14 protein-coding genes and 1 other annotated feature are annotated in these 14,038 nt (G+C 52.0%); all 14 genes read left to right on the top strand.

Annotated features, from left to right (window positions below):
* Window positions 1–81 precede the first annotated feature (81 nt).
* The gene (locus G477_RS0107365) at window positions 82–1,110 is read left to right on the top strand and encodes a glyceraldehyde-3-phosphate dehydrogenase (RefSeq protein WP_026697394.1); all 1,029 of its coding nucleotides are present in this window, start codon (window positions 82–84) and stop codon (window positions 1,108–1,110) included.
* Between the two features lie 657 nt (window positions 1,111–1,767).
* Window positions 1,768–2,160 (top strand): adenosylmethionine decarboxylase, encoded by a 393-nt coding sequence (speD, locus tag G477_RS0107355; protein ID WP_026697393.1) that lies wholly within the window; start codon window positions 1,768–1,770, stop codon window positions 2,158–2,160.
* 245 nt (window positions 2,161–2,405) lie between these two features.
* Window positions 2,406–2,813 carry a hypothetical protein gene (locus G477_RS0107350; RefSeq protein WP_026697392.1) on the top strand — a complete coding sequence of 136 codons (408 nt, stop codon included), beginning with the start codon at window positions 2,406–2,408 and terminating at the stop codon, window positions 2,811–2,813.
* A 27-nt stretch (window positions 2,814–2,840) separates the two neighbouring features.
* Window positions 2,841–3,308 carry a transcriptional regulator NrdR gene (gene nrdR / locus G477_RS0107345; RefSeq protein ID WP_026697391.1) on the top strand — a complete coding sequence of 156 codons (468 nt, stop codon included), beginning with the start codon at window positions 2,841–2,843 and terminating at the stop codon, window positions 3,306–3,308.
* Window positions 3,309–3,385: 77 nt separating this feature from the next.
* Complete coding sequence (locus G477_RS0107340; protein ID WP_026697390.1) at window positions 3,386–4,780, top strand: replication initiation and membrane attachment family protein; 1,395 nt, start codon at window positions 3,386–3,388, stop codon at window positions 4,778–4,780.
* Between the two features lie 6 nt (window positions 4,781–4,786).
* On the top strand, window positions 4,787–5,722 hold the full coding sequence (gene dnaI, locus G477_RS0107335; RefSeq protein WP_026697389.1) for a primosomal protein DnaI: 936 nt from the start codon (window positions 4,787–4,789) through the stop codon (window positions 5,720–5,722).
* A gap of 76 nt (window positions 5,723–5,798) precedes the next feature.
* Complete coding sequence (gene mqnC / locus G477_RS0107330; protein WP_026697388.1) at window positions 5,799–6,905, top strand: cyclic dehypoxanthinyl futalosine synthase; 1,107 nt, start codon at window positions 5,799–5,801, stop codon at window positions 6,903–6,905.
* 663 nt (window positions 6,906–7,568) lie between these two features.
* On the top strand, window positions 7,569–9,506 hold the full coding sequence (thrS, locus tag G477_RS0107320) for a threonine--tRNA ligase (protein WP_026697387.1): 1,938 nt from the start codon (window positions 7,569–7,571) through the stop codon (window positions 9,504–9,506).
* Between the two features lie 16 nt (window positions 9,507–9,522).
* On the top strand, window positions 9,523–11,301 hold the full coding sequence (locus G477_RS0107315; RefSeq protein WP_026697386.1) for a putative bifunctional diguanylate cyclase/phosphodiesterase: 1,779 nt from the start codon (window positions 9,523–9,525) through the stop codon (window positions 11,299–11,301).
* A 50-nt stretch (window positions 11,302–11,351) separates the two neighbouring features.
* Window positions 11,352–11,472: a sequence feature (ribosomal protein L20 leader region), on the top strand.
* A 73-nt stretch (window positions 11,473–11,545) separates the two neighbouring features.
* Window positions 11,546–12,055 (top strand): translation initiation factor IF-3, encoded by a 510-nt coding sequence (infC, locus tag G477_RS0107305; protein WP_026697384.1) that lies wholly within the window; start codon window positions 11,546–11,548, stop codon window positions 12,053–12,055.
* 69 nt (window positions 12,056–12,124) lie between these two features.
* A complete protein-coding gene (rpmI, locus tag G477_RS0107300) occupies window positions 12,125–12,316 on the top strand; it encodes a 50S ribosomal protein L35 (RefSeq protein WP_026697383.1) in 192 nt (63 codons plus the stop codon).
* A gap of 40 nt (window positions 12,317–12,356) precedes the next feature.
* The gene (gene rplT, locus G477_RS0107295; RefSeq protein ID WP_026697382.1) at window positions 12,357–12,713 is read left to right on the top strand and encodes a 50S ribosomal protein L20; all 357 of its coding nucleotides are present in this window, start codon (window positions 12,357–12,359) and stop codon (window positions 12,711–12,713) included.
* A gap of 57 nt (window positions 12,714–12,770) precedes the next feature.
* Window positions 12,771–13,028: a DUF1294 domain-containing protein gene (locus G477_RS0107290; protein ID WP_035211524.1), complete on the top strand. Its 258-nt coding sequence runs from the start codon at window positions 12,771–12,773 to the stop codon at window positions 13,026–13,028.
* A 15-nt stretch (window positions 13,029–13,043) separates the two neighbouring features.
* Complete coding sequence (locus G477_RS0107285; RefSeq protein WP_026697380.1) at window positions 13,044–13,604, top strand: TVP38/TMEM64 family protein; 561 nt, start codon at window positions 13,044–13,046, stop codon at window positions 13,602–13,604.
* Window positions 13,605–14,038: the final 434 nt, after the last annotated feature.

Here is a 14,038-nt window from a genome sequence, read left to right as displayed (position 1 = left end):
AAATGGTCATAATTAAATCTAATGTGTTATACTATTTCTATGAAAGCGGCATGAATATGATAACACTTGGAGGGGTTTTGTATGACTCGAGTAGCAATTAATGGTTTCGGTCGGATTGGAAGAATGGTATTTCGGAAAGCAGTGCTTGATAATAAAGTAGAGATCACCGCTGTAAACGCCAGTTATCCGGCAGAAACCCTTGCTCACCTCATCAATTATGACACAGTGCACGGACCGTTCGAAAAGCGCGTGGAAGCGGATGGAGATGCCCTCGTTGTAGACGGGAAGCGCATTGCCCTTGTCCACTCGCGCCAGCCGGAGGACCTTCCTTGGAAGGAACTCGGTATTGATGTCGTACTCGAAGCAACGGGCAAATTCCGGGAACGCGAAGAGGCGGCCCGGCATATACAGGCCGGCGCTAAAAAAGTTATTATTACCGCTCCAGGAAAAAACGAGGATGTCACCATCGTTTACGGCGTCAACGAGCTGGATTATGATCATGAGCAGCATCATGTCGTCTCGAACGCCTCCTGCACGACCAACTGCCTTGCCCCGGTCGTGAAAGTACTCGACGAGCGCCTAGGCATTGAATCCGGCATGATGACGACGGTCCATTCCTACACAGGAGATCAGCAGAACATTGACAACCCACATAAAGACCTCCGCCGGGCGCGTGCCTGCGGACAGTCGATTATACCGACGACGACGGGCGCGGCGAAAGCGATTTCTGCTGTACTTCCGGCCATGGAAGGACGCCTGCATGGGCTTGCGCTGCGCGTACCGACGCCAAACGTTTCTCTTATAGATCTAGTTATTGATGTGAAACAAACGACTACGCGGGAAGAGGTCAATCAAATACTTCAACAGGCGGGCGAAGCAGAGATGAAGGGGATTATCGGCTACACAGAAGATCCCCTCGTTTCCATCGATTATAATGGAGATGACCGTTCCGCGATTATCGACGGGGATTCCACCATGGTCATCAATGATCATCAAGTGAAAGTACTGGCGTGGTACGACAACGAATGGGGATATTCCTGCCGGCTGCTTGACCTCGTATACCATGTCGGCAGTTTCATTCATAAAGAAGAACATACTCACGCCTCGTAAAACGATGATTCACAGAAGGTCACTGAGCCGGTTCTTCTCTTATCCACCCAATTCGCCCCCCCTCTTCTTCCTTTTTGGGAGGCGATTTACAACGTCTCTACTTCAGAAACCTTCTTCCGAGGGTTTCTTTTTTCTTTGCAGGGAGGATAAGGTGGCACAGCAGGAGGGAATCGGCTTTTCGCACTGCAGCTGCCGTCATCATCGTGGACAATGTAAGCGGATGGCCCCTTTTTGTCGTGAAGGGAAGCCGCAGGTTTTTTCAAAGTATAAGAATGGATAAGGTTTCATACAAGGTGACGGCGGCTTCGTGCGCTGCCGGGGAAGAAGGAAGATTCCTTTCTTCTCTTCAAAACCTGCAGTGACGACGCGCTGGCGCTGCAGCAGACCGAGCCGACGTCTCCCTTCTCTTTTGAACCATCGGGGTCGTTCTCTCCGCCTGCAGCCTCCACACGGAACTTCCAGCTTTCTGCTTTTTTTTCGACAGGAATATACATAACGGTCGGAAGAAGGTATAATGATAACAGTAAAAAGGGATTGCACTGCTGGTGTAAAAAACTTATACTGTTTTCCGGAATGTGTGATGAGGTAGAGGCCTGCCCTTACTGGCTGCCACCCCCAAAATCATACAGACAAGCTGAAGAACAAGGGGGAATAACGATGGATACAATGGGCCGACATGTCATTGCAGAGCTTTGGCAGTGCGATATTGATAAGCTCAACGACCGACCGTATCTGGAACAAACATTTGTTAATGCTGCGCTGGAGGCTGGCGCCGAAGTAAGAGAGGTTGCCTTTCATAAATTTGCCCCTCAGGGAATCAGCGGCGTGGTGATTATCAGTGAATCACACTTGACGATACACAGTTTTCCAGAGCACGGCTATGCAAGCATTGATGTATATACATGCGGAGACCGGATTGATCCGAATACCGCATCCGATTATATTGCAAAGCAGCTAGGAGCAGGAAAAGCGGAAGTCGTGGAAGTTCCAAGAGGGATCGGTCCGATTGAAGTGACACCGAAGCGGACGGAAGGCACGTACACGAAATAGAAACCGAAGGCCCGCAGTGTCGAAAGGCCGAAGGAGACTTCTGAAAAGCGAGGCGCTGCATGAAGTCTTTTCCATCCCGTCAGAATTGTTCTGACGGGATTTTCCGTCCTGGTCGAAGGAGCACAGGGGGATGCCATGCGGCTGTGCGTTCGTCCGGGTGGGGGAAAAGAACGTACGGAATGGGAGCCGAGATTGAACCACGGTCCGATTCTTGCTATTCTTAAAGGAAGATGAGGAGGATGACGATGGGAGCAAAAGAAACGATCCAGCGTATGTTTAGTTCCAGAATTGAAACGGGTGAACATCATCCAGATGAAAGCCTGCAGACGCATTATTATAAAGCGATGAAGGATAAAGTATTTGATGAGCTTCAGGCGATGTTCGACCAGAAGCAGGGCTACGAAGTGAAATCCATTTCACCAGAACACGGCGAGATGATCGTCGACGTGAAGCACGGGAAAAAAGCGTTTATGGTCATCACGGTGATCATGGTCCGTCCGTACCGGACAGCGGTTGATTTTTCCATTAATACAGATACGATCCTCTTCAGCGATTTCGGGTACAGTGCGAAGCTGGCGCGGACGCTGTACAAAGAGTTGAATGAAAGACTGACATTTATCGGAACTGCGCTCGGCAGCGAACTTGGTACATAGGCCGGCCAGCAGAGAGGGGGAGAGGCATTGAAGTGTCCCAGCTGTGCTTCCAACGGTACAAGAGTAATGGACTCCCGGCCGAGTGATGAGGGGCGTGCCATTCGAAGACGCCGGGAATGTGAAGTGTGTGGGTATCGATTCACCACGTTTGAGAAAGTTGAAAAAACACCGCTGATCGTCGTGAAAAAAGACGGCAACAGGGAAGAATTCAGCCGGGAGAAGCTGCTGCGCGGATTGATCCGGGCCTGCGAGAAGCGGCCGGTACCCGTGGAGCAGCTGGAGGGCCTGACGACGGAAGTGGAAAAAGAGATGCGCAGCCGCGGCGTCTCGGAAGTGAGCAGCAACGACATCGGTGAATATGTGATGAAGCACCTCGCTCAGATCGACGATGTCGCCTACGTCCGCTTTGCGTCGGTATACCGGCAGTTTAAAGATATCAATGTCTTCGTAGAAGAATTAAAAGAGTTAATCGACCGGGAGAACAAGGACTCCTAGTGCAGCAGAGGCCGTTTTCGATGCAGGACTGCAGAGGAAGCGGCCTTTAGGCTGTGCCTTTTAAAGGAGGGAAGTACATGCACTGGAAAGAAATGCAGCCGGCTCTGCCATATACTCTGTTCATGCGTCATACGCCGACGCCGGAGCAGCTTCAGACGATCCAGCTGCTGTATCAGCCGCTGATCGGCATCGGCGCAGCCGGCCTCTACACGATGCTCGCCGCTGAAATCGCCTTACAGCCGCGCCGTCAGACGGAGGGCATTCATCAATACTGGATGACCCAGACCGGGAGCGGCCTGGATACGTTATTTGAAGAGCGCAAAAAGCTGGAAGGGCTCGGCCTTCTCAAAGTGTATGAACCGCAGGAACAGTCCAGGCTCCTGTATGAACTGAAGGCGCCGCTGAGCCCTCATGCTTTCTTTGACGACGAAATGCTCAGCGTCTTTTTGTATAACCGGCTCGGCAGCAAGGAACGTTACCGGCAGCTGCGGGGACTTTTTGCCGGTTCTTCGGAAGACACAGCAGGAATGAAGGAGAAAACGCGGACGTTTGTTGACGTGTTTACATCGGTTCATCCGTCCGAAGTGGAAAGCCGCTCGGACGAAATGAAAGAGATCACGGCGGCGTCGATTCCGCTTGTCGGTCCTGCAGCTTCAGCCTCGATGGACCTTGGCAGCAGCAGTACCGCTTCTGACGCCCTCGCCCTCCTGCCGCCATTCATTGAGCAGAAAGACCTGCAGCGGCCAGGACAGCTGGAGCAGCTCGAGGCGACCGCGTTTCTGTACGGCTTTGATGCAGAGGAACTCGCTTCGCTTATTCAGGATGCGATGCTGCACGAAGATACTCTGGACACAGAGAAACTCCGGGTGGCTGCCAAGCGCCGGTACCGGCTGAAAGAAGAGGGACAGCCGCCGATGCTCGGCATGAGAAAGCAGCCGCCGCAGCTGAGAACAGTAGAGCAGCCGAAATCGAAAGAGGAAGAGCAGATCCAGTATTTCGAGACGACTTCTCCTGTTGAATATCTGCATTATCTGCATGACGGGGCGAAAATTTATGAAGGGGATGTCCAGATCCTGGAGTCTCTTATCCACGAATACAAGCTCTCTCCAGGGGTCGTCAACGTTCTGATTGATTATTTGTTCATGACCAACAACGGGAACCTCGTCAAAAATCTGGCATTCAAAATTGCGAATCACTGGAAGCGACAGGGGGTGGAGACGGTTCCCGGGGCGATGCGGCTGGCAAAAGAGGAACACACGAAGCGGGCTCAATCCAAACAGAAACAGGCGCCGAAAAAGCAGGAGGAACCGCTGCCGAAGTGGATGAAACAGCAGGCGGAAGCCGCGGAACCGAACAGCAGTCCGGCTCAGAAAACCGGAGACGGGCTGAGCGACACGGAGAAAGCACAAGCAGATGCAGAAGAAGAGAAATTCCTGCAGCAGCTGCGTAAAAAGCGTCATCAGAAAGGATGATCGACGATGGACCCGATAAAAAAACCGCTGGACCGGTTCCAGGATAACCGCCTGCAGGAGAGGCTCAGCAGGTTGAGGCAGGAAGTACTGGAACATCCTTATGTGCAGCGGTTCCTGGAAGAAGAGAAGATCGACGAAGAGACGGCGGAAGCCTCCTTGAATGAACTGTATGAATACAAGCAGCAGTGGGAAAACTGCAGCCGCTGTCCCGGGTTGGACGCCTGTCCGAATTTGATGCGCGGCTATCAGCCGGTCCTGGAGGTCCACCGCGGCAGCATCCACACCGTGTATCAGTCCTGTCCACTGAAAAAACGAGAAGATGAACAGCGCCGGCATCAGTCCTTCATGAAAAGCCTGTATCTGCCGAAAGAGATGCTGAAAGTCCGCTTCGAGGATGTCGAGAAAGACAACACGACCCGCACGAAGGCGAAGCTGGCGGCTCTTGCGTTCTGTGCTGAAATCGCCCCGGGCGAAAAAGCAGACGGGCTGTATATCCACGGTCCGTTCGGCGTCGGGAAAACGTTTCTTGTCAGTGCTATAGCGAACGAGCTGGCCGATAACGAAATGGAGACGATGCTGGTGTATACGCCGGATTTTATCCGCGAACTGAAGGCAGGAATTTCAGACGGCTCCTACCAGGAAAAGCTGGATAACGTCAAAAGAGCACCAGTGCTCATCCTCGATGACATCGGGGCGGAGACGATGTCTGCCTGGGTCCGGGATGAAGTTTTCGGCGCGCTCCTGCAATTCCGCATGATGGAAAAGCTCCCTACCGTCTTTACTTCCAACTTTGATCTGGAAGAACTGGAGATGCATTTATCGTCGACGACGAAAGGCGGCGTTGAAAAGGTGGAACAGCTGAAAGCAGGCCGAATCATGGAGCGGATTCGACATCTGACAGAAGAAGTGGCGATGGAAGGGAAGAACCGACGCCGGCAATAATGGAGTGCTACGTTTTTAAAGAAGCACAGAATTATGGTAGGATGGAGTTACTTTGGAAGAATGGGGGATGTAAGCGATGAGTATAGATGATATTCTGACCCGCGCCCGTAACGGAGAACGCATCACCACAGAGGATGCGATCCGTCTGTATGAGAGTGATGAAGTAGAGAAGATGGGCGAAGTCGCCAACGAGAAGATGAAAGCATGGCATCCGGAACCGGAAACGACCTTTGTCATCGGCAGAAATGTGAACTACACCAGTTTTTGTGATACGTACTGCAGATTCTGTGCGTTTTATCGTCCGCCGAATTCAAAAGACGGCTACACACTGGAAAACGAACAGATTTTTGACAAAATCCAGGAAACAAAAGATGTAAACGGGACAGAGATTCTGATGCAGGGGGGAACGAACCCGAACCTGCCATTCGAGTACTATACAAACCTGCTTCGTGAAATCAAAGAACGTTTTGACATTACGATGCACGCCTTTTCCCCAGCTGAAATTTACAAAATGGTCGAAGTATCCGGCTTGTCGCTGGATGAAGTCCTTGCAGAGCTGAAAGATGCCGGACTCGATTCGGTACCCGGCGGCGGCGCGGAGATTCTTGATAACAGAACCCGCCGTAAAATCAGCCGTCTCAAAGGAACGTGGGAAGAGTGGATCGACTGCATGAAGGCCGTCAAGCGCGCAGGGCTGCACGGAACGGCGACGATGGTTATCGGTTTTGGTGAATCCGTTGAAGAGCGAGCTCTCCACCTGCAGCGCGTCCGGGATGCGCAGGATGATTCCGACTGCTTCCTCGCATTCATTTCGTGGACGTTCCAGCCGGAGAACACGAATATGAAGGGAGAGAAAGTAACGCCGCGGGAGTACTTGAAAAACCTCGCCATCTCCCGAATTTTCCTTGATAATATTCCGAACTTCCAGTCTTCCTGGGTAACGATGGGGCCGGAAGTCGGCAAGAAATCGCTCTCTTACGGGTGTAACGATTTCGGGAGTACCATGATCGAAGAGAATGTGGTCTCTGCAGCAGGAGCAACCTACAAGGTGGATACGAACCTGATTCTGCGCCTGATTCGTGAAGCAGGAAAGACACCGATCCAGCGCAACACGAAATACCAGCACCTGCACGTATTCGGAGAAGATGAAGTCGTAGAAAATGACTTTGTCATGCAGAACTAAGCGTATTGACTTTCTCCACCCTGGAAGCCTATAATACTGTCTAGATGTTATACGGAAAGTGATGACGGAGACACGATGATTCGCAGCGGACACGTTAGAGAGGGAAGCCTTGGCTGAAAGCTTTCTGTGTACCGGCGGATGATTACCACTCCTGAGCCTGCGCTGGAAATCGAGTACAACGCAGCGGCTGCCGCCGTTATCGGCTGAATGAAGCAGGCGTCATGCCTGGAACAAGGGTGGAACCACGACAAGACATTCGTCCCTTCTCGATAAGAGAGGGGCGGGTGTCTTTTTTTAATGATAAGAATGTGTAAGGGTTCATTAAGGGGGGACGGCGGCTGTGACCGCTGCTCGGGAAGCAGGAAGCACCTATGCTTCCCTCAAAGAGCCTGCAGCGACGCCGCACGCCGTTCCGATCAAAAGGCGCTCCGCGCTTTTGCTCAATGATAAGAATGTGTAAGGGTTCATTAAGGGGGGCGGCGGCTGTGACCGCTGTCCGGGAAGCAGGCAGGATCGGTTGCAGCGCGAGCAGCCTGGGCCATAGCACCAGGACAGAAAGAAATAGTTCTTCACGGGCAGAGAGCGGGGCTCCGGCTTCTGCTTCGACCACCCTGCGCTCTCGAACATACAGAATGCAATTTTACTATTGGAGGAGGAATCATCATGGCAGACGTCGCATTGACTTTTCCGGACGGAGCAGTAAAATCATTTCCGGCCGGTGTAACGATGGAGGAAGTCGCAGCATCTATTTCCCCGGGGCTCAAGAAAAACGCCCTCGCAGGGAAGGTGAACGGGACGGAAATTGATTTGCGGGAGCCGATTCATACAGATGGCGACATTGAAATCATTACGTATCAGTCGGAGGAAGGGCTCCACATTCTGCGTCACTCGACTGCACACTTGATGGCTCAGGCGGTCAAGCGGCTCTACAGCGATGTGAAGCTCGGAGTTGGACCAGTGATCGAAGAAGGTTTCTATTACGACATCGATGTAGAGGAAACGATCACGCAGGATGATCTGGAAAAAATCGAAAAAGAAATGAAGAAGATCATCGATGAAAATCATGACATTGTACGGGAGGACGTCACCCGAGAGGAAGCGGTCGCACGCTATAAAGAGATCGGGGATGAGCTGAAACTTGAGCTGCTGGAGGATATTCCGGAAGGCGAGTCCATCTCTATCTACAAGCAAGGGGAGTTTTTTGATCTCTGCCGCGGGGTGCATGTGCCGCAGACGAGCAAACTGAAAAAATTCAAGCTCATGACTGTGAACGGGGCCTACTGGCGTGGAGATTCGGACAACAAAATGCTGCAGCGCATCTATGGCACAGCCTTCCCTAAACAGCAGGAGCTCGAGGATCATCTACAGCTTTTGGAAGAGCGGAAGGAACGGGACCACCGCCGCCTCGGAAAAGAGCTCGGTATTTTTGCTCTCAACCAGCAGGTCGGGCAGGGGCTTCCACTCTGGCTGCCGAACGGAGCTACGATCCGGCGCATCGTCGAGCGCTATATTGTCGATATTGAAGAACGACTCGGCTACAACCACGTATATACTCCTGTTCTCGGCACGGTGGATCTCTACAAAACATCCGGTCACTGGGACCACTACCAGGATGATATGTTTCCGGTGATGGAGATGGACAATGAAGATTTTGTTCTGCGCCCGATGAACTGTCCCCACCATATGATGGTGTACAAAAACGAGAAGCACAGCTACCGGAATCTGCCGCTGCGGATTGCTGAACTCGGCACGATGCACCGAAACGAAATGTCAGGAGCGCTGGCGGGTCTGCAGCGGGTCCGTGCGATGACGCTCAATGACGCGCATATTTTCTGCCGGCCCGATCAGCTGAAAGAGGAGTTCATTCGCGTCGTTGAACTGATTCAGGCGGTGTACGAGGACTTCGGCATTGACGACTACTACTTCCGCCTGTCTTACCGGGATAAAGACAACAAGGAAAAGTATGTAGATAATGATGACATGTGGGAGCAGGCACAGGAGATGTTGAAAGAAGCCGTTGATGACATGGGGGTATCCTATATAGAAGCGGAAGGGGAAGCCGCATTCTACGGTCCCAAGCTCGACGTGCAGGTGAAAACAGCCCTCGGCAAAGACGAGACGCTTTCGACCGTCCAGCTCGACTTCCATCTGCCGAATCGGTTTGATCTGACCTATACCGGCGAAGACGGAAAAGATCACCGGCCGGTAGTCATCCACCGCGGTGTCGTATCTACGATGGAACGATTCATTGCCTTTCTGATTGAAGAATACAAAGGCGCTTTCCCAACCTGGCTCGCCCCTGTACAGATTAAAGCTATTCCGGTCAGTGAGGTGCACCAGGACTACGTGAAAAAAGTGGAAGACCGGCTCCGCAGATCCGGATTCCGCGTAGAGTCCGACTTCCGCGGGGAAAAGCTGGGCTACAAAATCCGGGAAGCACAGACAAGCAAGATCCCGTACCTTCTTGTCCTCGGCGATAAAGAAATCGAAGCAGAAGGGGTGAACGTGCGCCGCTACGGTCAGCAGGAAACAGACGAAATGAGTCTGGATGATTTCATTGCTATGCTGAGGAAAGAAGTAGAAGTCAACACCTCGCTGTAGAGAGGAGTGGATGGCGATGTGGCAGTCACCTGATATTATCAGCAGCTGGATCGAGGACTTCCGCTCCAGACTGGAGCAGGAGACGGACGGTTTGACTGCTGAATTATCGGTCAAACTGAGCACGATGGAATCGATCTGGCACGCAGTAGATGAAGCAACGATGATTGCCATGACAGATGAATACGGGCGTATCCAGCACGTAAATGACACGTTTATGCAGGTGAGCGGTTATACGCACACAGAATTATACGGGGAAACGTTTCAAAAAATGAACTCCTCCTACCATGACGAAGCGTTTTATCAAGATCTGTGGCATACGCTGAAGCGGGGAGAAAACTGGAGCGGGGAAATCCGGAATCAGGCGAAAGACGGCACGCTGTACTGGGTGAAAACAACGATCTTTCCGATTGAACCTGCTCCCGGAGAAGCCGTTGTCTTCGTCGCGGTCCAGAGTGATATTACCCAGGGGAAGCGGCGGGAAGAAAGGGAAGCACAGGCTCGGAAGACAGCGGAAGCAGCTGCAGAAAAATCCATCTGGCAGGAGCCCCTGACCGGCCTTCCCAATCGGAGGGCACTGGAAGAAGAACTGCCACGATGGATGGAGCACCACAGCGCGTGCGGCCTGCTGATTCTCGATATGGACCGGTTTGCTCAGGTGAATGATGTTTACGGGCACCGAACAGGCGATCAGCTGATTATGGCTGCAGCTGAGCGCCTGCAGCTGCTGCAGATGCGGGAGAAGCATACGACTGCACTCTACCATCTCGGCGGTGATGAATTTGCGCTTGTATATGCTGGAAACCGGGAGGCGGGAGCTGCTGCTGTCTATGGAGTAATGGAGCAGCTTGAGTCCCCCGTTTTTCTTCATGACGGCGCTTTCCGTCAGGCTGCGAGCATCGGGATCGCCGAAGCCGAACCTGAAGATTCAGAAGCAGAGGTACTGCAGAAAGCAGGAGCAGCGCTGATGAGCGCCAAACGGAGCGGCGGCCGGCAGTGGAAGTGGTATGATCCCGGTCTGCAGCGGAAGCAGGAGCGTAGAATGTGGCTGGAACGTGCTCTGCCAGAGGCAGTTTCGGCGTTTGATGATCATTTCCATGTTTTCTATCAGCCGATTGTGGAGGCATCCACCTCCCGCGTCATGAAATGGGAAGCGCTCCTCCGCTGGGAGCATCCGGAAGAGTGGATATCCCCCGCGGAATTCATTGAGACCGCGGAATATACCGGTCTGATCAAGGAACTGGGGATGCGGACGCTGAAACGGGTGCTCGACGACCGACGTTCTGACCCAGGAGGAGCTGCTGCAGCCGTGAATGTATCCAGCATCCAGCTGCAGGATCCTGCGTTCCCCCGCATGGTCCTGACGATGCTGGAAGCCGCCGGGGTGGAGCCGGCATCCCTGGAGTTCGAACTGACGGAATCGGTGTTTATGCAGATGCAGGGACAGATTGGGGATTCGATCCGCCGGCTGAAGGAAGCCGGGATCCGTCTGTCGCTTGACGATTTCGGCACCGGTTTTTCCTCTCTCGCCTATATAAAGGATTTTCCGGTCGATACGATCAAACTGGACAAGTCCTTCGTCCAGGAGCTCCCGGACAATACCGGAGATAAAGCAGTGACGCTCGCCGTACTGCAGCTGGCAGACACACTCGGCATGATGGTGACCGCGGAAGGAATTGAAACAGACAGGCAGGCCGCCTTCTTCCGCGGATTCCCAGGGGTCCTCCTGCAGGGATATTATTTTTCACGGCCGATGAGCGTAGAAGAAAAGAAAGATTGGGTTGTTTCCGGCCGTTGACATGAGTGGCCGCCTCTGTTACATTATATTGGTGAACATTATACGGATACCAACGCAAGAAGAAGCGCCCGCTTCTCACCTGGTTCGTCATCAGTACGTTCAGGTCATGGATTTCATCAGCAATGACGACGGAAGTGTGGGCGGATTTATCTCCCACGCTTTTTTTATGGCTTAAAACGCCTTACGTGGAATATCTTGCTTGGCTCCGCAATAATCATGGAGGTGGCTCAACATTAGTAAGGATATGTTCGTAAACGAAAATATTCGAGCTCGGGAAGTTCGTCTGATCGGCGCGAACGGAGATCAGATCGGCGTCAAGCCGAAGCAGGAAGCCCTCGACATGGCCCGGAATGCCGACCTGGATCTGGTGCTTGTTGCACCAAATGCCAAGCCGCCGGTAGCCCGGATCATGGACTACGGGAAATACCGCTTTGAACAGCAGAAGAAGGAAAAAGAGCAGCGGAAAAATCAAAAAGTCATCAATACTAAAGAAGTTCGACTCAGCCCGAACATCGAGGAACATGACTTTAACACGAAGCTCCGCAATGCCCGAAAGTTCCTGCAGAAGGGTGATAAAGTAAAAGCAGCGATCCGTTTCCGCGGACGTGCGATTACCCACTCTGAGCTCGGACGCGATGTGCTTATGCGCCTCGCAGAGGAATGCGAAGATGTCTCCACCATCGAGGCGAAGCCGAAGATGGAAGGGCGAAGCATGTTCCTCATTCTTGCACCAAACGCAGAGAACGAAAAATAATCAAGACCGTATCGACCTTTCCTGCCCAGGACAACAACATGAATTCTATAGAAGATGGAGGATGTTACTATGCCTAAAATGAAATCGCACAGCGGCGCATCAAAACGTTTTAAGCGTACTGGTTCCGGACGACTGAAGCGCAGCCACGGCTTTACCAGCCACCTTGCTGCAAACAAGTCCCAGAAGCAGAAGCGTAAGCTGCGTAAGTCCTCACTCGTTTCCAAGAGTGACCAGAAGCGCATCGATAAGTTGGTTCAGTAAACGTTATACCAAAATAAATGAAGATTGAGGAGGGATTACGATGGCTCGAGTGAAAGGCGGATATACTACCCGTCGTCGTCGTAAAAAGATATTAAAACTAGCGAAAGGTTATACAGGTTCTAAACACCGCTTGTTCCGTGTGGCTCAGGATCAGGTAATGAAGTCGCACCTGTACGCATACCGTGACCGTCGTCAGAAGAAGCGTGACTTCCGCAAGCTGTGGATCACACGAATCAACGCGGCAGCACGAATCAACGGCCTTTCCTACAGCCGTCTCATGCACGGTCTGAAAACAGCAGGCATCGACATGAACCGTAAAATGCTCGCTGATCTTGCAGTAAACGACGAAAAAGCGTTTGCGGATCTTGCTGAAAAAGCGAAAGCAAACCTGAAATAAAAGAAAAAAAGGGGCTGCCTGCTGTGTAGGCGCCCTTTTTTTGTGCAGAGGAGAACTATGTGGATTTTATATTGGCTTGCGGTGGTGAACGGCACGGCCGGGATATTCTTTTTCCTGGATAAGAAGCGTGCTGTCTCCGGAGGAAGAAGAGTCAGGGAACGCACGCTCCTGCTTTTAGCAGCAGCAGGCGGAGCCCCGGCAGAATGGATACTTGCAAACATGATCCGGCACAAAACGAAAAAAGCCTCGTTCCGTCTGCTGCTCCCGCTTTTGACACTGGTGTGGGCAGCCGCAGTATGGTACATATGGCAATAGAGAGGAGGGAAAGGCATGGAAGGATGGCAGGATTCAGTGATGAGAGCAATTGAATACACAGGCTGGGCCGCACCTTTATTATTTATCCTGCTGCACCTGCTCCGTCCTTTGCTTTTTCTTCCGGTCGTTGTTGTTTGTATGGCAGGGGGGTATTTTTTCGGGTTTGTCCAGGGGACGCTTTATTCGATTGCCGGGCTGAGCTTGATGAGTGCCGTGTTCTATGGCGTGGTGAATCACTTTCCTTCGTTTCGGAGACGGATCCGAAAGCTCAAGAAGAACGTGTTTCAGGATAAATCAATGTCGATCGGACAGGTCATGATTTTACGAATGCTTCCATTTATTCATTTCCATCTCCTTTCTCTCTATATCATGGAAATGACACCGAACTTTTACCGGTATATGATCGTCTCCACGGCGGGCATCGTGCTGCCTTCCATGATGTTTACGGGACTCGGGCACATGATTGTGGATCTGAGCTGGCCGGTATCTGCGGCTATTCTCGCTGTGCTTGGTGTGGTTTTCTATCTGCTCGGCAGAAGCGAGCAGCGGGGTCGGACGATGCAGCGTCAAGCTTAAGAAGCATCTGAAAGCGGCAGCAGAAAGAGGACGACATGAGCCTCTCCGAGAGAGCGGGAGCAGCCCTGACACAGGCTGCCGCCCGTCCGTGCAGGAGAACAGGCAGGCACGACAAAGCGTATCCTTTTTTCCTGACTTTTGCAGTTTTATCGAAATAAATAAGCGGTAACCCTTGAGACAGTAAGGGTTACCGCTTATTTATTATTTTTATTATTGTATTATGAATGTATATATGTTATGGTTGTTATAAGGAGGCGAGCATCTTATGAACATGCAGGTTTATCAATCAAGAGGCAAAGAATACGTCCGGATTATTGAATCCTTTCGTGATCCTCAGACGAAGAAACCGAAGGTGCGCGTCCTCGAAAATTTCGGTAATAAAGAGGAACTGCTTGCCTCCAACCCTCATGCACTTGAAGAGATTGAAGCAAAAG

It is taken from the genome of Alkalicoccus chagannorensis DSM 18086 (genome assembly GCF_000429725.1).
In the GTDB taxonomy this organism is placed as follows: domain Bacteria; phylum Bacillota; class Bacilli; order Bacillales; family Salisediminibacteriaceae; genus Alkalicoccus; species Alkalicoccus chagannorensis.
The sequence above is the reverse complement of the archived record's forward strand: the minus strand, read 5'-3'. Positions and strand labels throughout refer to the sequence as shown.